The sequence below is a fragment of the Microbulbifer sp. ABF4_148 genome (assembly GCF_056158985.1).
Map to the genome: position 1 here is coordinate 2,577,933 of NZ_JBSWUI010000001.1, position 26,155 is coordinate 2,604,087.

Genomic DNA, 26,155 nt, shown 5'->3' on the forward strand with positions numbered 1-26,155 from the left:
AGGGAACCTGTATGTACGAATATCTGCGCAAGGCTTTATTTGCGCTTGACCCAGAGCGAGCCCATGACGTTGCGCTCGATTCCATTGGTGCCGTTGAGCGTCTTGGTCTGATCTCGTTGTTTGCCCGGCAGCCTGTTGACGATCCCGTCGAGCTGATGGGGCTGACGCTCCCCAACCCGGTGGGACTGGCGGCTGGTCTGGATAAAAACGCCAAGGCGTTTAACGGCCTCGGCGCATTGGGCTTCGGGTTTGTTGAGGTTGGGACGGTAACGCCCCGGCCTCAACCGGGTAACCCCCAGCCGCGTCTTTTCCGCATCGAAGAAGCGGAAGCCATCATTAACCGCATGGGCTTTAACAATGAGGGCGTGGACTATCTGGTGAAGCAGGTGCAGCGCCGGCGATACCGGGGAGTGCTCGGTATCAATGTAGGGAAAAATTTTGACACGCCTGTTGAGAAGGCGGCGGATGACTACTGTATCTGTATGGAAAAGGTTCATCCCTATGCCGACTACATCACTGCTAACGTGTCGTCTCCCAACACCCAGGGGCTGCGGGACCTTCAGTTTGGCGAAGGGCTAAAGCAGCTGTTGGGTGCGCTGAAAGACAAGCAAACCGAGCTTGCCCAGCGCTGTGATCGCTATGTGCCGCTCGCCGTAAAAATCGCCCCCGATATGGACAACGAGGCGATCGAGGGTATCGCTTCGGCGTTGCGTGAGTTCGAAATCGATGGTGTCATCGCCACCAACACCACCGTGGATAAAGGTGCTGTGACTGGCTATTTACACGGTGGCGAGCAGGGCGGATTGAGTGGCAAACCGCTGGCCGATCGCTCAACCGAAGTGATCAGCGTGCTGTCGACTGCCCTGGATGGCGCTCTTCCTATCATTGGGGTTGGGGGCATTTGTGACGGGGTGACGGCTGCTGACAAAATCAGAGCCGGCGCAACGGCGGTTCAGATGTATACCGGCTTCATTTATCGCGGCCCCGAGCTCATCAGGGAAGCGGCAGATGCGATTTCGTTGGTGCGCCGCCAGGGAAACTAGTTTCCCGGCGCGCACACCGCGCACACTGCGATGGGGGCAGGTAGAAAAGATTACCTGCCTGCAAGCATGGTTTGACGGTTATACGGTACTCCAGCCATCCGGGTGGTGCACACTGTGTGATACCGCCCGGTAGTTTTCCAGAACCTGGGCCTGGGTTGCTCTGCTGTATCCTCGCCAGTAATCTTCCCTGCCTTCTCGCCAGCCATTGACCCACTCCTGGTGGGAGTTCTCGCTGGAAAAGGGGCAGCTGTCCATCGGTCGGTTTTCTGTTGCGGCGAGGTAACCTTTGTAGAAGGCCCGGTCGGCCCGGTTGCGTTTGTGGCTTTTCATCGTAAGCAGCACCTCGAGAGTTATCTTTCGCGTACTTCGACTAAAGGGCGGGGGCGTATAGGCTTCCGCCATGTCTCTATGTTTAAGCCTAGCCAATGTTGCACTCAGATTACGGGTGAACGCCCTTTTCCTAGGTTATTGTGTGGGCGTTTAAATCACAGGCAAAGCGCGCTGGTTGCGGGACGGTCCTGCCGATCGACAGGGTGCATTGACTGACGAGTATCGGGAGACTGGTTATCGCCGCACTGACCTTTTTGCTGTGCTCTTTTTGCTTTTTATAGGTACATTTTGCGTAATTTAGATAGTAATTCGCTACATTTCACTGCGACTTGCCCCAAAGGGCTGGAGGGCCTGCTGGCGCAGGAGCTGAGAACACTGGGCGCCACAGAGCTCCGTGAACAGCCGGCCGCCGTGTATTTTTCCGGGCCCCTCGCGCTCGGCTATAAGGCCTGTCTGTGGAGCCGACTGGCCAACCGCGTTCTTTTACGATTGGCGCAGGAGAAGATCGTTACTGCGGATGACCTGTATCGCGCGGTTGCGGCGATTCCCTGGGAAGAGCACTTGAACCCTTCCGGTACGCTCTGGGTGCAATTTTCGGGGACAAACCGGGAGATCCGGAACACGCAATTTGGTGCACAAAAAGCGAAAGATGCGATCGTCGATCGTCTTCGCCGGGATTCCGGGGCGCGGCCAATCGTTGATCGTGACCGTCCAGACCTTTCTGTTACCTTGCGTCTACATCGAGATACGCTTGAAGTCGCCATCGACCTGAGCGGAGAGAGCTTGCACCGGCGTGGATACCGCACGCATATCGGCGCAGCGCCTCTAAAGGAAAACCTCGCTGCTGCTCTGTTGATCCGGTCTGGGTGGCCGGAGATTGCCCGGGAGGGTGGCGCATTGCTGGACCCGATGTGCGGCTCAGGAACGATTCTGATCGAGGCTGCCCTGATGGCGGCTGATATTGCGCCGGGCTTAACCCGGGAGAGCTTTGGCTTCGAGCGTTGGCTCAATCACCAGTCAGATATTTGGCTCGAACTGAGAGAAGATGCACTGACACGAAAGCGCAATGGACTGGACCAATCACTGCCGGAGATTCGCGGGTACGATGCCGACGCCAAAGTACTGTTCGCCGCGGAACACAACATCGATGCGGCAGGGGTGTCGCGCTTTGTGCGGGTGAGCTGTCGGCCGGTTTCCGGGTTCAAGATCCCGAGTCATCGTGAGATCAAGCGCGGCCTGGTCTTGACGAATCCGCCTTACGGAGAGCGCTTGGGGGAGCAGGAGGCCCTGCGCGCGACGTATGCGGAGCTTGGCGGGCAACTCAAAGCGGAATTACCGGGCTGGAAAGTCGGTATTTTTACCGGCAACCCGGAATTGGGATTTGAGACAGGCCTGAAGTCCCATAAACAGTATCAGTTGTTCAACGGTAGTTTGCCTAGCCAGCTGCTGCTGTTCACTGTGCGTGAGCGCAGGGAAGGGGATACAGCGATCGGAACCGGACCGCGTCCGCTATCGGCAGAAGCGGAAATGGTGGCGAATCGTCTGCGTAAAAACCTTCGGACCATTGGTAAATGGGCCGGACGCAGCGGAGTAGAGAATTTCCGATTGTATGACGCGGATTTGCCAGAATTTTCCGCGGCGATTGACCTCTACCGAAGTGTGGATGGGGCACAGTTTGCGCACATTCAGGAGTACCGTGCGCCTGCCAGTATCCCGGAAGAAAAAGCCCAGCGGCGATTACGGGAACTGGTGCGTGCGGTCCAGCGGGTACTCGATTTGCCGATGTCGAATATCAGTATCAAAGAGCGGCGCAGGCATAGCCACAAGTCTGCAGGCAGCCAGTATCAGAAGCGTCAGGGGCAAGCGGGCAACAAGTCTTTCTGGGTATCAGAATATGGTGCCCAGTTTGAAATAGATCTCTGGTCCTATCTGGATACCGGTCTTTTCCTCGATCATCGTCCCGTGCGTAAATACCTGCGTGAAGTTTCCGCAGGGAAGCGTCTGTTAAATCTCTTCTGTTATACGGCGACGGCAACCGTGCAAGCGGCGCTCGGCGGTTGCGCGGAGAGTACCAGTGTCGACATGTCAAAGACCTACCAGGCTTGGGCCTCTCGAAATTTTCGACAGAATAACCTGGACCCGTATCGGCATCAGTTGGTTGAGGCCGATTGCCTGCAGTGGCTCGAATCTGCACAACACAATCGTCGTGGTCAGTACCAGGTGATTTTTCTGGACCCTCCGAGCTTTTCAAATTCTGCGAAGATGCGTGGAGTCTTGGATATTCAGAAAGATCACGCGCGACTCATCGAGCAGTGTATGGCATTGCTGGCCAGGGACGGTCGCCTGGTGTTTTCCAATAACCTGCGATCTTTTCGCATGGCGGAAGCGTTGAGCGAGCGCTTCGTGGTGGAAGAGTTGTCCCGCCGGATGTTGGACAAGGATTTTGAGCGCAACCCGAAAATCCATAATGTCTGGGAAATTAAACACCGCAACTAGTTCGTTGCGGGAGAGAATAGCGCCTGAGCGAAGCCTTGCCGAGATCAGGCGCGTACGATCAACAGGATGGTGTCAAAGCTCCATCAACACACGGAACCCAGTGTATTTTGATGGGCTTTTGGCATCTTGGCCGGTTCGGTAAGTTGCGCTGACATTGCGTAGCGGGTCCCGCACTGAGCCTCCGCGGATTGTCCGAATCGCGCAGTTTTTCTGCGTGCGCGCCGCGCTGGTTCCCGATGCATTGGCATATCCCCGAATAAAGCAGTCCTGGGTCCACTCGGCAACATTGCCAGAGGTGTCATGGAGCCCGAAGGGATTGGCATCGAAATGTCCTGTCGGTGCAGTACTCACGTTGAATACACCCACAAACTCGCTGCCACAACCTCGTCGGCAATTTGACTTCCCTTTGGGAGAGTCCGAACCCCACCAGTGGGGAGTGGCCGTACCTGCGCGGGATGCATACTCCCATTCCGCTTCCGTCGGAAGCCTGTAGCGTTGGCCCGTCTGCCGTGACAGCCAGCGGGCATAATTACGGGCTTCTTCCCACGTTACGTTAATGACAGGGCGGTCGCCGCGCCCCCAGCTCGCGTCCCCGGGCAGTCCGGCTCCGGTTGCTCTGGCAAAGCGGTCGTATTCGTCGAAGGTGATTTCCCGTGTGGAAATTGCGAACGGCCTGTTGATCACAACGGCGTGCGCGGGGCTCGCGGCGAGTTGCCGGTTGTCACCCATGGTAAACAGACCCTCTCCAACAACGACCATCTCCGGGCCCTTGACACCCTGTCGGGTGGGTGAGGTAAAGGTGTTACCGGGGAAATATCGCCGTTGCAACGCGACAGGCAAAGTGACCGCAGAAGAGGCCACTGTGACCCAGCGTCGGACCGAATCGTAACCCGGCTTGCTGACTTCAATATCATAACGTCCGGGTTTGAGTTCAATGCCCGGCACATAGCGCGGTTTGATATTCATGACGCGCACTCGGGCGTCCCGCGGCTCGACTCGAATGGTGAGTGGGAAGGTGTCTGCCAGCACCGGCGCGGTGGCTGCATCTGATGTGCTGGGCGTGGCCAAAGGTTTGTCGTCAGTCGGGTCCATTGTTGTGTCTGACGGAACACTGCCGGCGATTTCCTCAACCTGAGCGGAAGCCGCTGAGGCGGTCTCAGAAGCTGTTGCGCGGGGATCCAGTGGTACGCGAATTTCTTTCAGTGCCCCTGCTGAGGGGACGGTGTCCCGGCTCGCGCCAGAGGCTGGTTGGTCCCGATCTGTGAGTTGGGCAAGGATGCTCAGAGATGACATCCCCGTTCCGGAAAGCGCCCGGTTCTCCGCGGCCGGCGAAGGGGGATCCGCTATGGCCGCAGGTGCTGTATCTTCAGGTGAGGGTCCGCTACCGAGCCACGCGAACAAAATAACCACGGTTAGGATGGACAGGGCAAGCCCGTATTTTCGGCGGCCCGCTTTCATGGGTTCACTGGTGGTTTGCGCGAGTACTTCGCGCAAACGCACCGTTGTTTCCTGCTCCTGGCGTTCCGGCTTTTGCTCAAGAGGGCGATCGCGGAACTTGGCCCAGGCTGCCGCAAGGTAGTCACTCGCGGTGCCATACAGAGTGACAAGCAGTGCCTTGAGCAGGCTTGCAGAATGTACACCCGTGACGGCATTCAGATGCGCCACCTGGCTTGCGGGTTTACCGGCCAGCGCGGCGAGTAGGAGATCAATTGCCTCGACCACCTCGAGCCCGCGGCGAAAGCGCTTGTCGGGATCTTTTGCGAGAAAACGGTCGATCAGGTCCTGGTACAGGGAGTGTCGCGCAGGCAGCCGCGGAATCGGATCGGTCAGGTGTTTAATCGCAATCGCGACGGCTTCATCGGCCTGAAAGGGCACGACACTTGTGAGCATCTCGTAAAAAACGATGCCCAGGCTGTACAGGTCGGCGCGACCATCCACGGAGGCGCCGCGGGCCTGTTCGGGGCTCATATAGTGTGGAGTGCCGACCACCATGCCGGTGTTGGTCATCCGCGTTGTTCGGGCAACGGCTTTGGCAACACCGAAGTCGGTCAGTACGGCAGAGCCATCTTCGCGGAACAGGATGTTTTCAGGTTTCAGATCCCGGTGGACATATCCCTTGCCATGCGCGTGATCCAGCGCGAGAGCGATCTCCCGGGTGATATTGAGCGCATCGACCGGATCAATCGTTGAGGTCGCCAAGCGGTCAGAAACAGAGCCGCCGGGCATGTAGTCCATCGCGATATAGTTGAGGCTGCGGTAGCGCCCAATATCGTGCACGGCGACGATGTTGGGGTGAGAGAGCTGCCCAACAATATTGGCTTCCCGTTGGAATCGCTCGCTGAATATCGGATCCGCATTCAGCACCGGAGACATGACTTTCAGTGCAACCTGCCGCCCGACGCTGCGTTGGACGGCCAGGTATACCGTTGACATACCGCCCTGATTGATTTTCTTCAGGATGCGATAGCCGGGTATCTCCAGCGAATTTTGACCGGAACTCACGACCTCCATTGAAATCGCCTCGTTAAATGGGCAGCTTGTCGAGAAGCCACATTGCCGACAGCGCCAGTACCGCCAGGGCGCCAGTAATTGTTACTGCCAGAGTGGATTTAGTGATGCCTTTTCCGACGGGGCGTGCCAGCGCTTTCGGGTAATCGCCAGAGGACGCTAGATCATCTTCCGGACAGGCAGGCGCGTCGATCACCTGCACGGTGATATTGTCTTTTCCGCCGGCATCGAGGGCCGCGGCAATCAGCAGGTCGGTAGCACGACGATTATCAGGATTGTCGGCGAGTATGGTGCAGATCTCGCTCTCCTCCACCTCCGAGCTGAGGCCATCACTGCACAACAATAGTCGATCCCCCTTCCGCCAGGGAGCAGAAACCCGATCGACCTCAAGGGTTGGGTTGCTGCTGCCGCCGATACAGCGGGTAATCACATGACGATTTGGGTGGCTGGCTGCTTCCTGAGGGCGAATTGCGCCGGAATCGATCAGCATCTGGACGTAGGAATGGTCGTTGGTAATTTGCTTGAGTGTGCCGCTCTGGGCTGATGGGCTCCAGAGGTACGCACGGCTGTCGCCCACCCAGTAAATATGGTAATAGGCGCCTTCTTCAGCGAGGACGACGGCTGTGGACCCCATATTCGCTGCATTTGTTTCGTCGCCCATAAGCAGGGCGTGGGCGCGCTGCAGCGCATGTTCGAAATGACGGTCTGTGGCCGCGGAGCGCTGGACTTCCTCAACTACGGTTTTGCTGGCGATCTCGCCGGCTTCGTGGCCCCCCAGGCCATCGGCTACAATCCAAACGCCGCGGTTTTCATCGCCCCAAAAAGCGTCTTCATTTTGCTCTCGACGATATCCGGGGTGCGTGCTGCCGGCGCTACGGTACCCCTGGCTCGATTGTTGGCCAGAGTCGTGGTACTTGGAAACATCGCCTAATTGGGCTTCACTCACTGCGTGCAACTACCTGTAACTTATTATCCAGCGCCAGTTCCTCCGAAACCGCTCAGCCTGAGTGACTGCGATTCGCGGGGGCATGATAGAGCCTTGGCAGATTGTAAGCTGCAAACTCAATCACATGCCAATGTAATTACGCGTGATAAACTGCCGCAAACGATAACAGGACGCCTGATGAGACCTTTTTGTGGGAGTCAGGGCGTCAGGATGAGGTTCGAAGGGGCGCATGCCCCGGATCTGGTGGCGCGGTGTCTGTTTCCGCGGTAGTCAGTCAGAGCATACGGAGCCAGTTCAATGCTAAAACTCTGTGATCTAAAGGATTCCAGCCAAAGTGTTTGGTTGGTGGCGCCCAGTGTAACAATCGGCCGGGCCCCCAGCTGCAACCTGGTCATTGCCGACGATCAGGTCGACAAGCTCCACGCCGAAATTGTTGTTGATCAAGGTGTGCTTACGCTGCGTAACCTTTCTGAGGGTGGCGAAATTTTGGTCAACGGGGTGCCGGTGGTTGGCGATCACACGTTGAAACCCAATGACAAACTGAAAGTGGGCGGCCGTGATCTGGCGGTTCTGGATCCCAAAGCTGTGCGTGCCAAGGCCGGTGTCAGCCACGCTTCAGTGGCCTGGGCATTGCGAGCCAATCACCCGGCGATCGCCGGGCGAGTATTTCCCGTGAAGCGCACAAGCGTCGTCGGGCGATCTGACGAATGCGATATCACGTTCTCTCTATCTCATTTGTCCCGGCGCCATGCCCGTCTTGAGGTCCGTGATGGCCTGATGTTTGTGACCGATCTCGGTTCGGCAAACGGAACCTTTTTGAACAATCGCAGGGTCACTGAAGCGAGGGTACGCCGCGGCGATGAACTGCGTTTTGATACCTTGAGTTTTAGCGTGGTCGGGCCAGCAGATGACCTGGATAAGACGACGTTGCGGCCGGCGGTTTCAGCCCCTGGGGTGCGTCAGGAGGCGGACAGCCGCGCTCAAAGTGCTGCCGTGCCCGCCGATCAACCGACCCGTGAGCGACAGCGCTTCGAAGCAGACACCATGGCGCAATCGGGGCAGGGCGGCTTCCGGGTTTGGGCCGGAATATTGCTGGTCGCTGCGGCCGCAATGGGTGTGTACTGGGCGCGCAGCAACGGATTCCTATAAGCCATGCCGGCGGAGCTTGTACTGTACACCACCCTGGGTTGCAGCTTGTGTGAAAAGGCCAAGGTGGAAATCTGGCCGGTTCTGTCCAGGGTTGGCCTGGTGCTCAGGGAACGCGATATTGCTGGTGACCCAGAACTCGAAGATCGATTTGCCCTGTCGATTCCTGTGGTGGGTCTTGGCGATCCCGATGATGTGCTTGGCTGGCCTTTTGATTCCGCCGCATTGTCCGATTGGTTGGCGAATCGCGGGATACCGAAGCAATAGAATCGCCTCAATGGCGAATACCATATGGCCGCGGGTCGGGTAGGTTTGCCGTTGAGGGGATATTGTTCGCTCCAGTAACCCATTCGACTACGCCAATCGCTGGCAATCTTCCAGGCCCCTTCCACACCCCTTCCACGCTTCTGTCACGACCCTGTGGCAGGGCCAGCGTTTCGTTTTCCTTTCTCTCCAGTGTGCGCCAGCAAGCGGCGCATTCGTCCATTTATAGTTTACTGGCGGCTTCGTTCTCTCGGAGTAATGGGGCTTGTGTCCCACTTCGGTACGCATAAATTACCGAGTAGGCGAGGACATTCTGAACGTATTTACGGGTCTCGCGATACGGGATTGTCTCGATCCAAACGTCATAGGGCAGCTTGCTTTCCGTTTCCTTGAGCCAGCGCGCTACTCTGGTGGGGCCGGCATTGTAGGCGGCGGCCGCCAATATGCGATTATTATCGAATCGTTTCAGGAGGGTTTTCAGATAGAAACTACCCAATGCGATATTCGTGCTTGGACTGAGTAGATCCCAGCTGCGTCGGTATTTGACGCCGGCGCGCTTCGCCGTTGCGCGAGCAGTCGATGGCAACAACTGCATCAATCCCAAAGCACCGGCATGTGATTTTGCATCGTGATTGAAATGGCTCTCCTGGCGTGCGACGGCGTAGATCAGATACGGATCGAGGGCGGTTGATTCGCCAATCTTTTGACTCACGTCGGCCACGATGTCCGAGAATGCCAGGGGAAAGCGCAGCTCCAGATCATCAAGGTATTCGGCGGCAAGCACCGATTGGATTGACTTGTGGTACCAGCCCCAGGAGCTGGCCACCTTGCCAGCGGACAGCAGCCCGGAATGCGGTAGCCCCCGTGTGGCATAGTCCCACTCCCGACGCGCGTGATAGAGCTCACCAATCGCCTGCAGTTCCTGGGCGCGCAGCATTCCGGGTTGCTGTGCCATTACGGTGACTTGCTCGCTGGTGATGGGTGCCGGACGGTCGACGAAACTGTAATGCAAGCCCAGGGTGTCGGCGGCAAGAAACCCGTAGTAGCTGCGTTCTGCGGCTACCTTTTTGTACAGCGCGATGGCCTCATCTGCTTTACCTTTGCCGTAAAGTTCTTCGATGACACGGGCTTTCCAGTACACCCAGACGTCCTTTTCCTGCTCGCTCTCCGGCAATCGATCGATCCAGAATTCGACCTGTTCCCAGTCCATCTCCCGCATAGCCTGGCGGGCGAGCCAGCCAATAGTGCGTGTGTCAGCGAAACTCTCAACACGATCTATCAGCCGGCGCAGGCCCTCCGTATCATCCTGGCGCGCATACTGGGTGGCCAGCTGGCGAATCAGGCCATCGCGCTCCTCATCGGAAAACAGAAAGCTCGCCTCGAATTTTTGCCACGCAGCATCCGCAGCGCTGGCGTCCAACCGGGCGAGGCGATGCAGGCCATGAAGGACGATGTCGCGATATTCTGGCTGCTCTTTGACAAAGCGAGAAGCATCTGTGAGCTGTTTGGGTTTGGCGTGAACCGACCGGAGTAGGGTGGCCATTCGGGCATGTTTTGGATCCATGCGACGAGCAATGTATTTGGCCAGATCGATGTTATTGTTTTTGACGGCCAGCAGATGGCGTTGCCAGGCGAGTTCCTGGGTCAGGCCGCCATCCTTGATCCATCGGCTGAATACCTGGTCGCACTCGTCAGCCTGGGACCGCCCCACCAGCCAGAGGTCTTCTACGAGCTTATAGGCTTCCTCTTTATTGCCGTGCCGTGACAGCGCATCCGCGTAGTAGCAGCGCAGTGAGGTGCGCCGGATTTTTTCAGGGTCGTAGTATTCGAGATACTTTCGGAATCTGTCCCGGCTCCCCAGTTCGCGCAGGATCCGTACTCGCATCCAGTCACCAATCGCCGTGTCCTGGTACTGCTCGATGAACCGGTCGATGTCCTGGTAGGGCAGGCGGGAGATGCGCCGACTGATGTCCCAATACTCTATGTACGGCAACAGCGGATAGTCGCCCAGCTCTTTCTTTATCTGCGCGACGGTTTTCCGATCGCCGCGGGCAATGGCCTCGCGGGCCCGCTGCAGTTTAGCCCGTTGGGCCACAGCCTTCTCCGCCTTGCGCTGGCTATCGTTCTCGGAGGCCTGTGCAGGTACGGGAGTGGTAATGAACAGCGAGACGGAGGAAGCCAACGCGAGTAATAGCGCAAGAGCGCGTCCAGTTTGTGCAATCGACATCCATATCACCCGATTGACGGCTTTAGGCTTTCGTACGCTGCAGTGAACATTGGGGCAATGTGGCCTGCTCGGAGCGACGAATAAAGCGTAAAATAAAGCTTTGTTAACTTCTGTGTACTAGTCGAATACTGCGCCAATTACCCTGGCGTCAATTGGCCTACAGCATTTTCTGGTACCTATTCAATATTGTAGTTGTTCTATGTTGCTCAAGTTGGAATCCGTGACATTGCGCTATGGCGCCCAAGTGCTTGTAGATGAAGGCTCTGCCTCACTCGCGAGAGGAGACCGGGTGTGCCTGGTGGGCCGAAATGGCGAAGGCAAATCGAGCCTGCTCTCGCTGATTGCCGGCCACACCGAGCCGGACTCCGGCGAAATCGTGTGCGCGAGCGGGCTGGTATGTACAGAGCTCGCCCAGGAGCTGCCATCGTCGTCCAGGGATCCGGTTTATCGCTTTGTCGCTGAGGGTCTGGGTCCTGTGGGCAGTTGGTTGGCGTCCTATAGGGATGATCCTTGTGCAGACCTGCAGGAGCGCATTGACGAGGCGCACGGGTGGGACAAAATGCCTGCGATCGACAGCATTATCGATCGAATGGGGCTGGATCCTTCCGCCGTCGTTGGGGACCTCTCGGGAGGATGGCAGCGGCGCGCTGCGCTCGCGCGGGCGCTGGTTGTAGAGCCGGATCTCCTGATTCTCGACGAGCCGACAAACCACCTGGATATCGCCGCGGTCGAATGGCTGGAAGACTTCCTGGCCAGCTTTCGCGGGGCGCTTCTCTTTGTGACGCATGACCGGGCACTGGCACAGCGACTGGCGACCCGGGTGTGGGATCTCGATCGTGGTTACTTGCGTGAATTTGAATGTGGTTTCGACCGCTTTCTCGACCAGAAAGAAAAGCTGCTTGAAGAAGAAGCGCGTCACGAGGCGCTGTTCGATCGCAAGTTGGCGCAGGAGGAAACCTGGATCCGTCAGGGAATCAAAGCCCGGCGAACCCGCAATGAGGGACGGGTGCGCGCGCTGAAGGACCTGCGACGCCAGCGCGAAGCGAGGCGTTCTCGCCAGGGCGTTGCGAAGCTCAGTGTGGATGCAGGGGAACGTTCCGGGAAGCTTGTGGCAGAGCTCAAGGGGGTTGGCTTCGGCTATCCGGGTGAAGACCCCTTGATCCAGAACCTGGACTTTACCCTGATGCGTGGTGACAAGGTCGGCTTGATCGGTCCAAATGGGGTTGGGAAAAGTACCCTCATACGATTACTGCTGGGTGAAATTGAGCCGCTGCAAGGGCGCATTCGCCTCGGCACTCGCCAGCAGGTGGGATATTTCGATCAGCGGAGAGACCAGCTGAATCCGGACCTTACCGTACTGGACAATATCGCCGAGGGACGCGAGTCCATTACCGTGGGCGGACGCACCCGCCATGCCATGTCGTATCTGGCCGACTTCCTTTTTTCGCCATTAAAAGCCCGTACCCGGGTTGAAGCACTCAGCGGTGGAGAGCGAAACCGTGCAATGTTGGCGAAGCTGTTCAGCCAGCCCGCCAACGTTCTGGTGTTGGATGAGCCCACCAATGACCTCGATATCGAGACGTTGGAGCTTCTCGAGCAGCTGCTACTGGATTATGAAGGAACGGTGTTGCTGGTCAGCCACGATCGTGCGTTTCTGGATAATGTGGTGGATTCGTGTCTGGCTTTTGAGGGGGGCGGTCGCGTACGCGAGTATGTTGGTGGATACGCCGATTTTATCCGTCAGGGCGGTCAATTTCTCGACAAAATCAAACAGTCGGGTATCGGGACGACAGTCGCTGATGGCGCCGATGGCACTGGCGAAAAGGAATCGCCGAAAAGCGAAGCGGGAAAGCCGGAGCGCCAGAAAACAAAAAAGCTCAGCTACAAACTTCAGCGCGAGCTCGACAGCCTGCCAGGAAAAATAGAGTCACTGGAAACTGAGATCGCAGCGATCGAGCAAGAAGTCGCGGGCCCGGGTTTTTACCAGCAAGATCCCCAAATCGTCGACCAGCGATTGCGGGTGCTGGCTGATCGGCAGGCAGAGCTCGAAGCTGCCTTTGAGCGATGGGCGGAGCTGGACGAGGGGGGCTGACGCCGCCAACGGGATTGCGCTCTCTCGAGAGCGCGCCGCGGAGCGGGTGTCTGAGCGAAGTTGGGCTTATTCCTGGCGCACCCTGACTGCCAGCACATCACAGCCCGCGCCGTGCAGTACCCCATTTGCTGTGGATCCAAGCAGTAGTGCGAGACCGTGACGACCGTGGCTGCCGATAATGACCAGGTCCGCGTCGATTTCCTCGGCGAGCCGGTGAATCTCTGAGGCTGGCTGGCCGAGAACGACATGTTGGCGTTCCTCGGGAATGCCCAGGGGGCCTGAGGCTTTCGCGAGCTGGTCCTTGGCCTGGGTTTGGAGTTGCTCCTGGACCTCGGTAAGGTCCATGGGAATGTCGCCACCGTAGGCAAACGTCAGCGGCTCGATTACGTGGGAAAGGCTCAGTTCAGCATCAAACGCTTTGGCGATTTCCTCCGCTTTGTGCAAAACCTGGCTTGAGTCTTCAGACAGGTCCAAACCGACGAGTATCTTTTTGTAGTTTGGCATCCGGGCTCGGCTCCTTGCTTGTATCCCTGGGGCTGCGTCGTTAGGCCACGTCCCTGTTGCGATCAAGGCAAGGGGGCGTTCCAATGGCGGGCTCCTGCTCAAGAGAGTCTAATGTAATTCAATTCAATTGACACGGATGCATGCCCGCAGGGCAGAATTGGCACTAAATATTTTATTTGTATGAGGATGTTCACATGGGGGGATGGTGGCCGATTGTCATCATTGCACTGGCTATTGCGCTGGTCATTGGACCGATTTTTTGGCTGCGGCCCACGGATCGTCAGCGCAGACTTGCGTCAATGCGCCAGCATGCAGCGAAACAGGGTCTGATTGTCCAGATGTCTTCCGTACCACCTGCGTGCGGCGATGGCTCGGCGGCTTTTTATATTGCGCGCTGGGGTGACGCCCGCAAGTTGCACACGGGCTGGTCTCTGGCAGTACAGCGTATGTCGCATGAGATGCATTTTGACGGCAAGTGGGATTGGGTGGGCCGTGAACGAGCGCCCGAAGGTGCGTGGCCCATACTGCTGCAATTATTGAACGAATTGCCGGCGGACGCTGTCGCACTATCAGCGTTTCAGGCTGGGCTCGGTATTCAGTGGCGGGAGATCGGCGGTGAGACCGCTGTCCAGGCGCTTGAAGCGTCTCTGGCGAAATATCGGCCCGAAATAGAGGCCACGCTTCGCCCTCGGTCCCAGGCGTGACAAGCGTGCTGGCCCAGGTGGCGAAACGGCGGATTGGGAAGTGTCGAACCGGTGAAAAACTGGTCGCAAAAGGCATCCGGATGTCGCCAAAAAGCACGGTCTGAATTGCAAAAAAAGAAAAGTAATTTGACCTCCTCGCTTGACCCGGCCCGGAGCGGGGCTTATATATTCGCGCATTGCGGTCCGCCAGAAGGCCTTTTGCCGGGTGGTGAGACTTGAGAGAAATCCTTTTAAAATCAGGCAGTTATGGGTAAGTCACTGGTTATCGTCGAATCCCCGGCCAAAGCCAAAACGATCAACAAGTACCTCGGTAAGGACTTTGTTGTGAAGTCCAGCGTTGGCCATATTCGGGATTTGCCCACCGCAGGCAGTAACAAGCAGCCGGTCGATCCAAAAGAGCGGGCACGTCGTGCCGCGGAGACCCGCAAGCTCTCGCCGGAAGCGAAAGAGAAGTACAAGCGCAAAAAGAATCGTGAGCAGTTGATTCGACGGATGGGGATTGATCCGGATCACAACTGGGATGCCCACTACGAAATTCTCCCGGGTAAAGAGAAGGTGGTCAGCGAGTTGCGCAAGCTGGCCGAGAATGCCGACCAAATCTATCTCGCAACGGACTTGGACCGCGAGGGAGAGGCTATTGCCTGGCACCTCAGAGAAGCCATTGGTGGGAATGATGCGCGGTATCGCCGTGTTGTCTTCAACGAAATCACCAAGTCCGCGATTCAGGAGGCGTTCAAGGATCCTGGACGCCTGAATATTAATCGCGTTAACGCACAGCAGGCGCGTCGTTTCCTCGACCGTATCGTGGGTTACATGGTCTCCCCACTGCTCTGGGAGAAAGTGGCCCGCGGTCTTTCTGCCGGCCGGGTGCAGTCGGTCGCGGTTAAGCTGGTGGTGGAGCGTGAACGAGAAATTCGTGCATTCATCCCGGAAGAGTACTGGACCCTGTTTGCGGATACTCAAACTGCCAAGGCGAATCCGCTGCGGCTTGAGGTTAAAAAACAATCTGGTAGTGCCTTCAAGCCAGTCAATGAGACTCAGGCCAGTGCCGCAGTATCTGCGCTGCAAGGCTGCGAGTATGTTGTTTCGGGTCGCGATGACAAGCCGACCAGCTCCAAGCCTTCAGCCCCTTTCATTACTTCAACGCTACAGCAGGCGGCGAGCAATCGCCTCGGATTTAGCGTAAAGAAAACCATGATGCTGGCCCAGAGGCTGTATGAAGCTGGCCACATCACTTATATGCGGACCGATTCCACCAATCTGAGTAAGGAAGCTGTCGATTCGGCGCGCGACTTTATTCAGGAGAATTACGGCGACAAATACCTGCCCGATAATCCGGTTAGCTACAGCAGCAAAGAAGGCGCACAGGAAGCTCACGAAGCGATACGCCCGTCCGATGTGCGAGTGCAGCCGAATATGCTTTCTGGCGTTGAGCGCGATGCAGAGCGTCTCTACAACCTGATTTGGCAGCAGTTCGTGGCGTGCCAGATGACACCGGCTCAATATACGTCGTCGTCGATCGTTGTATCCGCGGGCGACTTTGAATTGCGTGCCCGTGGTCGTGTCATTCGATTCGACGGTTTCCTCAAAGTGGCCCCACCTGCCAGCAAAAAAGATGAGGATATGCTGCTGCCTGACGTCAAGGTCGGGGACAAACTGGCACTGCAGAAGCTGGATCCCAAGCAGCACTTTACCAAGCCGCCTGCGCGATTTAGCGAGGCTGCACTGGTGAAAGAGCTGGAAAAGCGCGGTATCGGGCGTCCATCCACTTATGCGTCGATTATTTCGACGATTCAGGATCGGGGCTATGTCCGCCTCGAGAACCGGCGTTTTTACGCAGAGAAGATGGGCGATATCGTGACCGATCGTCTCAGCGAGAGTTTCACTGACCTGATGGATTATGGCTTCACCGCGAGCCTGGAAGAGTCTCTGGACGAGGTCGCTGATGGCGATCGAGGCTGGAAGGATCTTCTCGATGCATTCTATAAAGATTTCTCTGGCCGACTCGAAACGGCACAGTCCGCAGAGGGAGGAATGCGCCGCAATTCTCCCACCGATACCGATATCGAATGCAGCAAGTGCGGTCGCCATATGCAAATTCGTACAGGTTCGACCGGCGTATTTCTCGGTTGCTCCGGATACGGTTTGCCGCCCAAAGAGCGCTGCACCAATACGATGAACCTCGTCTCCGGAGACGAGGCTATCGATGCAGACCAGGATGAAGACGCGGAAACCCGCCAGCTTCGGGACAAGCGCCGTTGTCCGAAATGCGGTACCGCGATGGACAGCTATCTGGTCGATGAGCAGCGCAAGCTCCATATTTGCGGCAATAACCCGGATTGCAGCGGGTATGAGGTGGAGCAGGGTACCTTCAAAATCAAGGGCTATGACGGCCCTGTCATTGAATGTGACAAGTGCGGCAGCGACATGCAGCTGAAGTCCGGCCGCTTTGGTAAATACTTCGGCTGTACCAATGAGTCCTGTAAGAACACGCGCAAGCTTCTGAAGAACGGTCAGCCCGCACCGCCCAAAATGGACCCTGTGCCGATGCCTGAACTGGCATGCCAGAAGGTAGATGACCATTACATCCTGCGGGATGGGGCCTCCGGGCTTTTCCTTGCTGCCAGCCAGTTTCCGAAAAATCGCGAGACGCGAGCACCGCTGGTGAAAGAAATTTTGCCGCACAAGTCGGAGATTGATCCGAAGTACAGCTTCCTGTTTTCTGCGCCCGCAGAGGATGATCAGGGTCGCGATACGGTGATTCGATTTAGCCGCAAAACGCAGGAGCAGTACGTTCAGTCAGAAGAAGAGGGCAAGGCCACCGGATGGCGGGCTTTCTATCGAGATGGCAAGTGGCAGAGTGAGGTGACGGGTAAAGCGGCCAGCAAGGCAAAGCCGGCTGCCAAGAAAGCGGCACCGAAAAAGAAAGCGGCACCTAAAAAAGCCGCGTCCAAATCCAAGTGAGCAATCCGTATACCGGTAGTGTTGCCGCTGCCCTGAGGAAAGCCCAGCTTCTGCTGGATCTTGAAGCTGGGCCCCGCCTGCAAGCGGAGGCCTTACAGGAGGCGGTGGTGCTCCACCTGTGGCGGGGGGTGCAGTCCTTTCTCGCGGAGACGGCGTTTCAATTGCAGCTGGGTGAAGAGCCGCAAACGCCAGAAGCGCTTGCGAGTGCTGCTGAGAGGCGCGGCACCTATAGCGCTGAAGCACAGGAAATGCGGTTGCTGCTATCCGAGCCCGACAGTTGGCTGAGTCAGCTCAATGCCGTTTGGCAATCGCTCTGGCAGTTTCAGGGAGGGGATTCGGCGGCGGCTGAAGCCGGTGGGGATATCATTGCGGTGTCTTCCAGGCCTGCGCCTGAACTCAATGCCGGGGTGCTTAGAGAGTGGCGTAGTGCATTGAACGAGCTGGTTACCCGCCATCGCGCACAGTCCCAGGAGTGGTAGCTTCTTAAGCGCGATGACTCCTGCTGTGGTACACTGCGGGAAAATTGACGCTGAGGGAGAAGTGCATGTCCTCCGAGACTTTTGAAATCATTGAGCTGGCGAACGGTGATGTCGCTCTGCGCCGGGCGGGTGCACAGGGTGAAGAGCCGCTCGTACGTATCCACTTTTCCGAGATGAGCGCCGATTTTCTTCGTGAGCACAAAATTGCCGTGGCCAGGGCCATGCTCGAAGCCGGAATTGATGCTGTGCAAAATTTAGACAGTGTGTCTGCAGAGTTTTTCGACGAGGAAGAGCCTGAGCCGATCTCGCACACCATTCACTAATCCCCCCGCAATAAACCAGGGCTGGGTGGCACTATAGCTTCCGCACCAAGGCCTTGGTGGTTCGACTTCTCTCGTCCCATTTTTCTTTTCGTTTCTGACTAATGCGCGCCGATAGCGATGCGCAATGTTCAGGCTGTGGTTCTGACTTCCGCCAGACGCAATTCCGACGGGTAGCCAATAATGACGCGAGGCGCTTGGGGTGGAGATAGATGGGGCCCTGAGGCCCCAGGCGGGGATGCTCAGGGAGTCTGTCGGATGACGCCCACCGCGAGCCCTTCAATGGCAAATAGCTTGTCCCGCATATCGACCTGGATAATATCGAATTCGTCATTTTCGGGAAGCAGCTGCACCGTGGCTTGATTGCCTTTGCGCCTGAACCGCTTCACTGTGACTTCGTCTTCAATTCGGGCTACGACAATCTGTCCGTTACGCGCCTGATCGGTACGCTGGACCGCGAGCAAATCCCCATCAAGGATCCCGGCGTCGCGCATACTCATACCGTGCACTCGCAGGAGATAATCCGCGGGTGGGTGAAAGAAATCTGAGGGGAGATCGCAATAGTCTTCAATATTGGATTCCGCGAGGATTGGGTTGCCCGCTGCAACACGTCCGATAATCGGCAGGCCTGGTTGGTGGTCGGGGATTCGAATCCCGCGCGAGGCGCCGGCGACCATTTCAATCGCACCTTTTCGAGCGAGTGCCTTTAGATGCTCTTCCGCGGCATTGGGAGAGCGAAAACCTAATTGCTGCGCAATTTCGGCTCGGGTGGGTGGGTAGCCCGTTTCATCCATGTGGCTTTTGATCAGTTCAAGTACTTGAGCCTGTCGCGCGGTGAGATTGGTCATAATCGTTTCCCGTCGTCCCTTGGGCGTATCTGCGCAAACTGCATCGGTGACATCAAAATGCAGAGCGTCAGACGCTCGATAGTGGTCTGTATTTTTATACAGGTGCTGTGATTATATACAGAAACCGTTGCGGTGCAATCCCTGCCTGCCGCGGGTGAAATGCTGCTACTTTTATGACAAGTGGAGTCTCACGGCGCACCAGAACCCCATTTTTAGCGGATACAGGGACGATCGTAATGCTTGATGCAAAAATGCCGGAAGCCTGGCGCGTACTGCGGATTCAGTCCGAACTGGTGGATGGAATAGAGCGCCTGATTGCATTGAAGTGCGCGGTGACAGTGTTTGGAAGTGCAAGATTTCCACAGGGGAGTCCCGAGTACCAGCAGGGCATGCGTCTCGGTGAGCTGCTGGCGTCGAAAGGTATTCCCGTCATGACCGGGGGAGGGCCGGGTCTGATGGAGGCCTGCAATCGCGGGGCGTTTCCGCATGAGGGGATTTCCATCGGTCTGAATATCGAACTCCCTTTTGAGCAGGTACCAAATCCCTATCAGGACATCAGCCTGAACTTTCGTTACTTTTTTGTTCGCAAGTTTATGTTCGTCAAACATGCGGTGGGCTTTGTGGGTCTGCCCGGGGGCTACGGCACATTGGACGAGCTGTTCGAGGCACTGACTCTCGTGCAAACCAAAAAAGTGCAGAAGTTTCCCATTGTGCTCGTAGACAAGAAGTACTGGTCGGGCCTGCATCGCTGGCTGATAGATACGGTGCTTGAACGCGCGTGCATCGACTCTTCAGATTTGGAGCTGTTTCAGTTGGTCGACACCGTGGATGAGGCGGCTGACATCATCATTGAATACATGCAGACGTGTGAGATGTGAGCACGGACGGGCTTCATCATTCAATTACGAAAGTGACTCGTTTTTCAAAAGTTGTCACCGGGCTAGTGAAAATCATCTGTTAATTGTTAATTTTGTGTAAAAATTACGCTAATACGGGGCTATAGGTAGGTCGGGCATCCCAAAAGCGGTGTGGCGGCGCACAAATCTACAGGATGCCAGTCAGGGGAATTATGCTAACCTCCGGAATCAAAACGAGCGTTTTAATTGTTGGTTTGAATTCTCATGGCCCAGACAGATACCGTCAGCAGAATCCTCGACGCTGCCGAGGTGCTTTTCGCTGAGCGCGGATTTACCGAAACCTCTTTGCGGACGATCACCAGTACGGCTGGTGTGAACCTGGCGGCAGTGAATTACCATTTTGGGTCCAAGAAGGAGCTCATTCAGGCAGTCTTTGAGCGTTTTCTTACCCCGTTTACCGCCCGTCTCGAAGAGGAGCTCAATCGCCGCGCGGAGCAGGCCGGACACATCGAAGTAGAGGGGCTGCTTCAGAGTCTTTACAGCGGTGGTCTGGCGAGCCTGATTAAGGAGGGCCGGGATCCACAGCGCTTTATGCGATTGTTAGGACTTGCCTATACCCAGTATCAGGGGCATCTGCGCAAATTTATCGTCAGTCAATACGGCAATACTTACCGCCGGTTCGCGGGGCTGCTTGCCCAGGCGTTGCCCGGAGTGGATCCGGTCACGTTCTACTGGCGCCTATATTTCATGCTCGGCGCGACAATCTTCAGTTTGTCGAGCTTTGACGCCATCGACGCTATCCTCAGGGAGGATTTCGGTGCCGAAAGTAGCCTGGAGGAAACTCTGGACCGCATGGTGCCAGTCGCCGGCGCTATGCTGACTGCGCCAAAATAACCTATGCTCGCAAGGCTCCGCGCGGCAGAGAAAGGTCGGGCGGGTGAGCGAAAGGAAAGGTAAGCGGTTGCCCTTTCTGCTTGTCGGCCGCGCCCGTGGTTGTCACCCAGACTTTGAGAGGATGCTATGGCTGGGAATATCGGTCCGTTGATGGTGGACATAGAAGGTACGCGCCTGGTCGCTGAAGACAGGGAGCTACTAAGGAACCCCGTTGTTGGCGGCCTTATCTTTTTCGCACGGAACTTTGAAAGCCGGCAGCAGCTTGCCGAACTGGTCGCGGAGATCCGTGCCGAGCGCTCCGAGATACTCATCGCCGTCGATCAGGAAGGTGGGCGGGTACAACGCTTCAAGGAAGACGGATTCACCCGCATTCCATCCATGCAGCGGCTCGTCCGGAATGCGTCACATCAGCAGCTCCAGGATGTCGGCTGGCTGCTCGCTTCGGAGCTGATTGCACACGGCCTGGACTTCAGTTTCGCTCCGGTTCTGGATGCAGATGACCAGCATTGCCGCATTGTCGGCGATCGTAGTTTTTGTTCCGACCCTGCCGCTCTGGCAGAGATCGTTCGTCCGTTTATCCAGGGAATGCACGAAGCGGGCATGGCGACGACGGGCAAGCACTTCCCCGGCCACGGACATGTGCTGGAAGATAGTCATGAAGAGCTCCCGGAAGACGAGCGAGATCTGGAAACTGTGCTTGCAACCGATGCGTTGCCGTTCATTGAGTGCATTCGCGCGGGCGAGTTGGATGCCGTGATGCCGGCGCATATCCGCTTCGTTAAGGTCGATCAGCTCTCTGTCGGCTTTTCGCCCTATTGGTTGCAGGAAGTCTTGCGCCGGCGCCTGGGGTTTGAAGGGGTGATCTTCAGTGATGACCTGTCGATGGAGGGCGCGGGTGCTGCCGGCGGTTATGCCGCGCGTATCCGCGCTGCGATGGATGCCGGCTGCGATATGGGGATTGTGTGTAACAATCGTGCTGGTGCGTTGGCATGTGCAGAGGCACTGACAGGCTTCGAACAGCCCGCCGAGTCGGTACGCCGACTGGAGCGAATGCAAGCCCGGGGCGATGGAGTTTCCTGGGAGGAATTGGTCAAAAGCCCGCGCTGGCTTGAGACTCGTGGCTGGCTGGATCATCTGCTGGCCAGCGCTCAGTGAAGCCGCCGGGCCGGCGATTGGTTGTTGTTGATATTGACCGCAACCCGCCCATTTCATAGCCTCGCATTCGCAATAAATATTTCTGCTGTTACTCGGCCCGGCCTGTCAGCCGGGCCTGAGCTATTGGTGTCAGGGAGTTCCTGACTGACGGAGGGGTTGTGCTGGAATCGTTACAGGCCGCGCTGGCAGGCTGGTTTGGTGATCAGAGGGTGTGGATTATCACCATTTTCCTGATGGTGTTCGCTTCGGCGCTTGCCGCCTGGATGTTTGGTCGTTTTGTACTCAAATTGAAGCAACGTGCGGAGCGTACCGTTAATGCGTGGGACGATGCGCTTGTCGGTGCCATCAATCCTCCCGCCTCGGCGCTGATCTGGTTACTGGGCCTGTCGCTTGCGGCCGAGCGCGCGGGGAGGGCGACTGGAGCGGCCGTTTTCGAATTGGCGGAGCCGGTGCGTGAGATTGGTGTGATCCTGGTGATCACCTGGTTCGCCCTGCGCTTTACGCGTAATGTTGAAGAGAATTTGCGCGATCCGCGATACATGGGCAAGCCCATGGACGCGACGACGGTGCGAGCGATCGGAAAACTGGTTCGGGCCTCGATCTTTATCACGACCGCGATGGTCGTCATGCAGTATCTCGGTTATAGCATCAGCGGTGTGCTCGCGTTTGGAGGCATTGGTGGCCTAGCGGTTGGCTTCGCGGCGAAAGACCTGTTGGCGAATTTCTTTGGCGGGTTGATGATTTATCTGGATCGTCCGTTTGCCGTGGGTGACTGGGTGCGCTCACCGGACAAGGAAATTGAGGGTACAGTTGAGGACATTGGCTGGCGTCTCACCCGAATTCGTACCTTCGACAAGCGACCGCTGTATATCCCCAACGCGATTTTCAATCAGATATCGGTCGAAAACCCGTCGCGTATGCTCAATCGGCGCATCTACGAGACGATCGGGATTCGCTATGAAGATGCACCGTTGATGGCAAAAATCGTTAACGATGTGAAGGCGATGCTGGAGTCCCACCCCGAAATCGATACCAATCAGACGTTGATCGTCAATTTCAACAGCTTTGCCCCCTCGTCACTGGATTTCTTTGTCTACACCTTTACGCGGACGACAGACTGGGTGCGTTACCACGAGATCAAGCAGGAGATTCTGCTGTTGATCCTCCAGATCGTGGAGGGGCATGGTGCATCGTGTGCGTTCCCAACCTCTACGCTGCACATCGCAGAGGTTCCCGAGGCGCTGCAGTTAGCGCAAGTGGAAGGATCCGCGCGGTAGTCCGGAATGACAGATTAGAACAATAGTACAGCTTAGGCGCGTTGATCGACCGTATACTGATGTTTTATTGCGCAATTCACATTTCTCGTAGTAATAATTTCACAGAGAAACCTAGACAGTGGCGTCATTTTATCTAAGAATCTGTGAGTGATTTAAAGGGGTAGCCGCTTTTTACGCGGTAAACAGTTGGCTTGGGATAAGCCGCTGGATATGGAGTAGTGCGAGCCGCAACGTTCGGCAAGCGCAATAACAATAATGAGGTTGTTTTAATGACTGATCGCGTTACCGGTACTGTGAAGTGGTTTAACAACGCCCGGGGTTATGGCTTTATCACCTGTGGTGAAGGAACCGAAGATATCTTTGTGCATTACCGCAGTATCCGAGGAGAGGGCTACAAGACCCTCAACGAAGGGCAGTCTGTAGAGTTTGAAATGCAGAAGGGTGACAAGGGGCTGCTGGCGGAAGACGTCGTTCCCGTCTGACCCTCCCTGAAAGATCTCAGGCTCGGTCGGCCCCAGGGTCGGCCATCGCCTGTTGTTCCGCGTCCCTTGTCTTGGGCGCACGCTTTCCTTTTCCTGTCTTGATGCGGTCTCGCATCGCTAATCCATCGTTGCTCACGCTTTCTGGCTACTGACGTCGCTTTGACCGGTTGCATTGGCTGCTGTGTTGAGTGATCTGGCGCGATTCTCGTCTCTGCAGTTTTTAGATCGTCAAACCCGCTGGGAGCAAGCAACGGACATGGCACATCAGCCCCCCGCGAGGAGCCGATTTGCCATGGATTGGTACCGAAGCCGAATCGGCTAAACCGCCCCGACCATTTGCAGTAGCTGGCCGCAGAACCAGGCGGCAATGGTGCCCAGCGCGTAACCGAGTACCGCGAGCAGCACACCCACGGGGGCCAGCGAGGGATGGAATTGGGCGGCCACCACCGGTGCGGAAGCGGCGCCACCAACATTCGCCTGGCTGCCGACCGCCATAAAGAACAGGGGAGCCTTAATCAGACGAGCGACCAGCAGCATCAGTGAGGCATGTATCGCCATCCAGATTGCCCCCAGTACGAAGAGTTTGGGGCTGTCTGCAATTGCCTTGATATCCATGTGGGTGCCGATTGTCGCCACCAGGAAATAGATGAATACGGAGCCCACTGTTGAGGAGCCTGCCCCCTGGAGCTTCCTGGCCGGAGAGAAAGACGCCGCCACACCGAGAGCGGTGGCAATAATGATGAGCCAGAAGAAATGGCTGGTGAGGCTCAATCGGCTGAGCTGGGGCGCATTGGACTGAAACCAGGGTGCCAGCTGGTCTGCCGCGGCATGGGCGATGGCCGTGATACCGAAGCCAACCGCAGCAATCAGCATGAGATCCTGCAGGGTAGGGATGCGCGCATGTTTCTTCTGCATGTGCTCAACCTTCTCACGCAGCGCAGTGATTGCCGAAGTGTCGGCCCCCTGGGCGGCATCGAGGCGCTTTGCATTGCCTGCCATCAGCAGCAGTATCGCCATCCAGACATTCGCCAGAATCACATCGACCGCGATCATGGCGGAAAACACCTGATCTCCCACCTGATAGATTTCTTTCATGGCGGCCTGGTTCGCACCGCCGCCGATCCAGCTCCCTGCTACCGTGGTCATGCCGCGCCAGATTGCGTCAGGTCCATTGCCATTCAGCAAACTTGGGTCCAGCCACGACAGTACCAGCAGCGAGATCGGGCCGCCGATCACGATACCGATGGTACCTGTCAGAAACAGGATGAGCGCTTTCGGCCCCAGGTTGATTACCCCTTTCAGGTCGATGCTCAGGCAAAGCAGCACAAGGCTGGCGGGAAGCAGATAGCGAGAAGCGACGTAGTAAAGCTTTGAATTGTGTGCGTCAATGAGACCGAAAGTGGTCAGTAGGGACGGGAGAAAATAGCACAGCAGGAGGGCGGGCACGAAGCGGTAAAAGCGCTTCCAAAAGCGGTGCTCGCTGGAGGCTGTGTGGAACACGAGGCCGAGAATGGCTGCGAGCATTCCCAGGATAATGGCGTCATTTGTGATCATGATTATTCTTGTTAAGTGCTGCTAAAAATACGTTATCGCGCCGCAATGCTGGGCCAGCGACTACGGCTGGATTGGGGATTTGCAACGCGTCTTGGGGCAAAGGCTCACGCCAGGTGAGCCTGTAGGGAAATCCGCTAACGAGGCTATCGGAAGGCGGTTACAGGGTGTCTCCTGCCGCCTGCGGAGCGGGCAATTGCTGCTCTGCCGGTTGGTCTTTGGATGGCTGCTCAACCGTCCGGATTTCCACGAGGATGCCAATTGCCGGGTGGTCGATATAGTGCAGTTCTCCGCTGCGCAGGCGCCGCTCTTCCTTCAGGGTGGCTACCCGCGTTGCGTAAACAGGATCGGGGGTTTCGGGTGCTGCCAGGGGAAGCGTTGGCATCGGACTGATGGACTCCGGTTGCGCCACCTGTGGTGCGGGTGCTGGCGTCAGGTCAAGTGGTTCATCCGATGCTGCCTGAGGCGGATATACCTGAGGCTTCGGCGTGGGCACAGGCGGCAGCAAGACGCCATCAGAAGGCATTGCGGGGCTGCCGGCGATACCGCCATTGGCGAATTCGCTCAACCACAAATCCGTCGCAATGTGCAGGTAGCGCGCCACGCTCACGGTGATGCTGCCCTCAAGCTCAGTGTGGCCGTCGATCGCCTGTCCGCCGCGGATCAGTATCGCTGGTGAGTTGCGCTTGTTTTCCAGGACCTGTTGCCAGGATTTGTGGAACAGGACTCGGTATTCGCCGCCACGCTGTAGCGCCGCGACTTTGTTATCCAGGCGGGTGGGTGTCTCGCTCAGTAGTGGAATCCCATCCGGATTGGTGCTCGTGAAATCAATCCATTCGGATGGATACGCCAGGCTGGGATTCATTGGCCAGTCTTCCCGTGACCGCTCCATACCCTGGGCTCGGCTGAATACCACCACTTCGATTTCGAAGGTGGTGCCGGCGTAATCGGCGGCTGTGACGGGAAGGGTGCACAGGGTTAGCAGGATCGCTGTGCACAGGTTCACAATTCGGGTCGTTTTCATACTGCGTTCTTCTATATTGCTCTGAGCGCTGCCCGGCAAAGGGT

The 26,155-nt window shown here is 57.0% G+C and carries 22 protein-coding genes; 14 read left to right on the forward strand and 8 right to left on the reverse strand.

Going from position 1 to position 26,155, the window contains the following annotated elements; translation table 11 throughout:
• The first annotated feature begins 11 nt into the window (after positions 1–11).
• Positions 12–1,043 (forward strand): quinone-dependent dihydroorotate dehydrogenase, encoded by a 1,032-nt coding sequence (locus tag ACXAD0_RS11335; protein ID WP_475088507.1) that lies wholly within the window; start codon positions 12–14, stop codon positions 1,041–1,043.
• 78 nt (positions 1,044–1,121) lie between these two features.
• On the opposite strand, the gene rmf is transcribed toward ACXAD0_RS11335, so the two are convergent.
• Positions 1,122–1,373: a ribosome modulation factor gene (gene rmf / locus ACXAD0_RS11340; RefSeq protein WP_475088508.1), complete on the reverse strand. Its 252-nt coding sequence runs from the start codon at positions 1,371–1,373 to the stop codon at positions 1,122–1,124.
• A 288-nt stretch (positions 1,374–1,661) separates the two neighbouring features.
• On the opposite strand from rmf, the gene rlmKL reads away from it, so the two are divergent.
• Positions 1,662–3,869, forward strand: coding sequence for a bifunctional 23S rRNA (guanine(2069)-N(7))-methyltransferase RlmK/23S rRNA (guanine(2445)-N(2))-methyltransferase RlmL (gene rlmKL, locus ACXAD0_RS11345; RefSeq protein WP_475088509.1), 2,208 nt, complete (start codon positions 1,662–1,664; stop codon positions 3,867–3,869).
• A 72-nt stretch (positions 3,870–3,941) separates the two neighbouring features.
• On the opposite strand, the gene ACXAD0_RS11350 is transcribed toward rlmKL, so the two are convergent.
• Positions 3,942–6,380: a bifunctional serine/threonine-protein kinase/formylglycine-generating enzyme family protein gene (locus ACXAD0_RS11350; protein WP_475088510.1), complete on the reverse strand. Its 2,439-nt coding sequence runs from the start codon at positions 6,378–6,380 to the stop codon at positions 3,942–3,944.
• 13 nt (positions 6,381–6,393) lie between these two features.
• Positions 6,394–7,323 carry a PP2C family protein-serine/threonine phosphatase gene (locus tag ACXAD0_RS11355; RefSeq protein ID WP_475088511.1) on the reverse strand — a complete coding sequence of 310 codons (930 nt, stop codon included), beginning with the start codon at positions 7,321–7,323 and terminating at the stop codon, positions 6,394–6,396.
• Positions 7,324–7,620: 297 nt separating this feature from the next.
• Between ACXAD0_RS11355 and ACXAD0_RS11360 the strand changes: the two genes are divergently transcribed.
• A complete protein-coding gene (locus tag ACXAD0_RS11360; RefSeq protein ID WP_475088512.1) occupies positions 7,621–8,472 on the forward strand; it encodes an FHA domain-containing protein in 852 nt (283 codons plus the stop codon).
• Positions 8,473–8,475: 3 nt separating this feature from the next.
• Positions 8,476–8,736 carry a glutaredoxin family protein gene (locus tag ACXAD0_RS11365; protein ID WP_475088513.1) on the forward strand — a complete coding sequence of 87 codons (261 nt, stop codon included), beginning with the start codon at positions 8,476–8,478 and terminating at the stop codon, positions 8,734–8,736.
• A gap of 220 nt (positions 8,737–8,956) precedes the next feature.
• Here ACXAD0_RS11365 and ACXAD0_RS11370 read toward each other — a convergent pair whose 3' ends face one another.
• A complete protein-coding gene (locus ACXAD0_RS11370) occupies positions 8,957–10,960 on the reverse strand; it encodes a transglycosylase SLT domain-containing protein (RefSeq protein ID WP_475088514.1) in 2,004 nt (667 codons plus the stop codon).
• A 199-nt stretch (positions 10,961–11,159) separates the two neighbouring features.
• Here ACXAD0_RS11370 and ACXAD0_RS11375 point away from each other — a divergent pair, with 199 nt between their 5' ends.
• Complete coding sequence (locus ACXAD0_RS11375; RefSeq protein WP_475088515.1) at positions 11,160–13,052, forward strand: ATP-binding cassette domain-containing protein; 1,893 nt, start codon at positions 11,160–11,162, stop codon at positions 13,050–13,052.
• A gap of 66 nt (positions 13,053–13,118) precedes the next feature.
• Here the strand turns inward: ACXAD0_RS11375 and ACXAD0_RS11380 are convergent, their stop codons facing one another.
• Positions 13,119–13,556: a universal stress protein gene (locus tag ACXAD0_RS11380; protein WP_475088516.1), complete on the reverse strand. Its 438-nt coding sequence runs from the start codon at positions 13,554–13,556 to the stop codon at positions 13,119–13,121.
• Positions 13,557–13,750: 194 nt separating this feature from the next.
• On the opposite strand from ACXAD0_RS11380, the gene ACXAD0_RS11385 reads away from it, so the two are divergent.
• The 4 genes from ACXAD0_RS11385 (at position 13,751) to ACXAD0_RS11400 (ending at position 18,026) form a co-directional block, all read left to right on the forward strand.
• Positions 13,751–14,260: a hypothetical protein gene (locus ACXAD0_RS11385; RefSeq protein WP_475088517.1), complete on the forward strand. Its 510-nt coding sequence runs from the start codon at positions 13,751–13,753 to the stop codon at positions 14,258–14,260.
• A gap of 246 nt (positions 14,261–14,506) precedes the next feature.
• The gene (gene topA, locus ACXAD0_RS11390; RefSeq protein ID WP_475088518.1) at positions 14,507–17,224 is read left to right on the forward strand and encodes a type I DNA topoisomerase; all 2,718 of its coding nucleotides are present in this window, start codon (positions 14,507–14,509) and stop codon (positions 17,222–17,224) included.
• The gene (locus ACXAD0_RS11395; protein WP_475088519.1) at positions 17,221–17,703 is read left to right on the forward strand and encodes a DUF6586 family protein; all 483 of its coding nucleotides are present in this window, start codon (positions 17,221–17,223) and stop codon (positions 17,701–17,703) included. Before topA ends, ACXAD0_RS11395 begins: the two co-directional genes overlap by 4 nt.
• Before the next feature lie 65 nt (positions 17,704–17,768).
• Positions 17,769–18,026 carry a hypothetical protein gene (locus ACXAD0_RS11400; protein WP_475088520.1) on the forward strand — a complete coding sequence of 86 codons (258 nt, stop codon included), beginning with the start codon at positions 17,769–17,771 and terminating at the stop codon, positions 18,024–18,026.
• A 239-nt stretch (positions 18,027–18,265) separates the two neighbouring features.
• On the opposite strand, the gene lexA is transcribed toward ACXAD0_RS11400, so the two are convergent.
• Complete coding sequence (gene lexA, locus ACXAD0_RS11405; RefSeq protein WP_475088521.1) at positions 18,266–18,871, reverse strand: transcriptional repressor LexA; 606 nt, start codon at positions 18,869–18,871, stop codon at positions 18,266–18,268.
• Positions 18,872–19,107: 236 nt separating this feature from the next.
• Here lexA and ACXAD0_RS11410 point away from each other — a divergent pair, with 236 nt between their 5' ends.
• The 5 genes from ACXAD0_RS11410 (at position 19,108) to ACXAD0_RS11430 (ending at position 23,536) form a co-directional block, all read left to right on the forward strand.
• A complete protein-coding gene (locus ACXAD0_RS11410) occupies positions 19,108–19,749 on the forward strand; it encodes an LOG family protein (protein WP_475088522.1) in 642 nt (213 codons plus the stop codon).
• Between the two features lie 243 nt (positions 19,750–19,992).
• Entirely contained in the window at positions 19,993–20,622 is a 630-nt protein-coding gene (locus tag ACXAD0_RS11415; RefSeq protein ID WP_475088523.1) for a TetR/AcrR family transcriptional regulator, read from the forward strand.
• A gap of 126 nt (positions 20,623–20,748) precedes the next feature.
• Positions 20,749–21,777, forward strand: coding sequence for a beta-N-acetylhexosaminidase (gene nagZ, locus ACXAD0_RS11420; protein WP_475088524.1), 1,029 nt, complete (start codon positions 20,749–20,751; stop codon positions 21,775–21,777).
• 161 nt (positions 21,778–21,938) lie between these two features.
• Complete coding sequence (locus ACXAD0_RS11425; protein WP_475090369.1) at positions 21,939–23,054, forward strand: mechanosensitive ion channel family protein; 1,116 nt, start codon at positions 21,939–21,941, stop codon at positions 23,052–23,054.
• A gap of 269 nt (positions 23,055–23,323) precedes the next feature.
• Positions 23,324–23,536: a cold-shock protein gene (locus ACXAD0_RS11430; protein WP_475088525.1), complete on the forward strand. Its 213-nt coding sequence runs from the start codon at positions 23,324–23,326 to the stop codon at positions 23,534–23,536.
• A gap of 318 nt (positions 23,537–23,854) precedes the next feature.
• Here the strand turns inward: ACXAD0_RS11430 and ACXAD0_RS11435 are convergent, their stop codons facing one another.
• Entirely contained in the window at positions 23,855–25,090 is a 1,236-nt protein-coding gene (locus ACXAD0_RS11435) for a DUF819 family protein (RefSeq protein WP_475088526.1), read from the reverse strand.
• Positions 25,091–25,247: 157 nt separating this feature from the next.
• Positions 25,248–26,111: a CsiV family protein gene (locus ACXAD0_RS11440; protein ID WP_475088527.1), complete on the reverse strand. Its 864-nt coding sequence runs from the start codon at positions 26,109–26,111 to the stop codon at positions 25,248–25,250.
• Positions 26,112–26,155 lie beyond the last annotated feature (44 nt).

Bases quoted from the DNA above. Each gene is read 5' to 3' on its own strand.
- rmf (WP_475088508.1), bottom strand. From the start codon at position 1,373: ATGAAAAGCCACAAACGCAACCGGGCCGACCGGGCCTTCTACAAAGGT.
- ACXAD0_RS11380 (WP_475088516.1), bottom strand. From the start codon at position 13,556: ATGCCAAACTACAAAAAGATACTCGTCGGTTTGGACCTGTCTGAAGAC.
- ACXAD0_RS11415 (WP_475088523.1), top strand. From the start codon at position 19,993: ATGGCCCAGACAGATACCGTCAGCAGAATCCTCGACGCTGCCGAGGTG.
- ACXAD0_RS11410 (WP_475088522.1), top strand. From the start codon at position 19,108: ATGCTTGATGCAAAAATGCCGGAAGCCTGGCGCGTACTGCGGATTCAG.
- ACXAD0_RS11440 (WP_475088527.1), bottom strand. From the start codon at position 26,111: ATGAAAACGACCCGAATTGTGAACCTGTGCACAGCGATCCTGCTAACC.
- ACXAD0_RS11385 (WP_475088517.1), top strand. From the start codon at position 13,751: ATGGGGGGATGGTGGCCGATTGTCATCATTGCACTGGCTATTGCGCTG.
- ACXAD0_RS11335 (WP_475088507.1), top strand. From the start codon at position 12: ATGTACGAATATCTGCGCAAGGCTTTATTTGCGCTTGACCCAGAGCGA.
- ACXAD0_RS11435 (WP_475088526.1), bottom strand. From the start codon at position 25,090: ATGATCACAAATGACGCCATTATCCTGGGAATGCTCGCAGCCATTCTC.
- lexA (WP_475088521.1), bottom strand. From the start codon at position 18,871: ATGACCAATCTCACCGCGCGACAGGCTCAAGTACTTGAACTGATCAAA.
- ACXAD0_RS11375 (WP_475088515.1), top strand. From the start codon at position 11,160: ATGTTGCTCAAGTTGGAATCCGTGACATTGCGCTATGGCGCCCAAGTG.
- ACXAD0_RS11370 (WP_475088514.1), bottom strand. From the start codon at position 10,960: ATGTCGATTGCACAAACTGGACGCGCTCTTGCGCTATTACTCGCGTTG.
- ACXAD0_RS11400 (WP_475088520.1), top strand. From the start codon at position 17,769: ATGTCCTCCGAGACTTTTGAAATCATTGAGCTGGCGAACGGTGATGTC.
- ACXAD0_RS11430 (WP_475088525.1), top strand. From the start codon at position 23,324: ATGACTGATCGCGTTACCGGTACTGTGAAGTGGTTTAACAACGCCCGG.
- ACXAD0_RS11350 (WP_475088510.1), bottom strand. From the start codon at position 6,380: ATGGAGGTCGTGAGTTCCGGTCAAAATTCGCTGGAGATACCCGGCTAT.
- ACXAD0_RS11360 (WP_475088512.1), top strand. From the start codon at position 7,621: ATGCTAAAACTCTGTGATCTAAAGGATTCCAGCCAAAGTGTTTGGTTG.
- nagZ (WP_475088524.1), top strand. From the start codon at position 20,749: ATGGCTGGGAATATCGGTCCGTTGATGGTGGACATAGAAGGTACGCGC.
- ACXAD0_RS11365 (WP_475088513.1), top strand. From the start codon at position 8,476: ATGCCGGCGGAGCTTGTACTGTACACCACCCTGGGTTGCAGCTTGTGT.
- topA (WP_475088518.1), top strand. From the start codon at position 14,507: ATGGGTAAGTCACTGGTTATCGTCGAATCCCCGGCCAAAGCCAAAACG.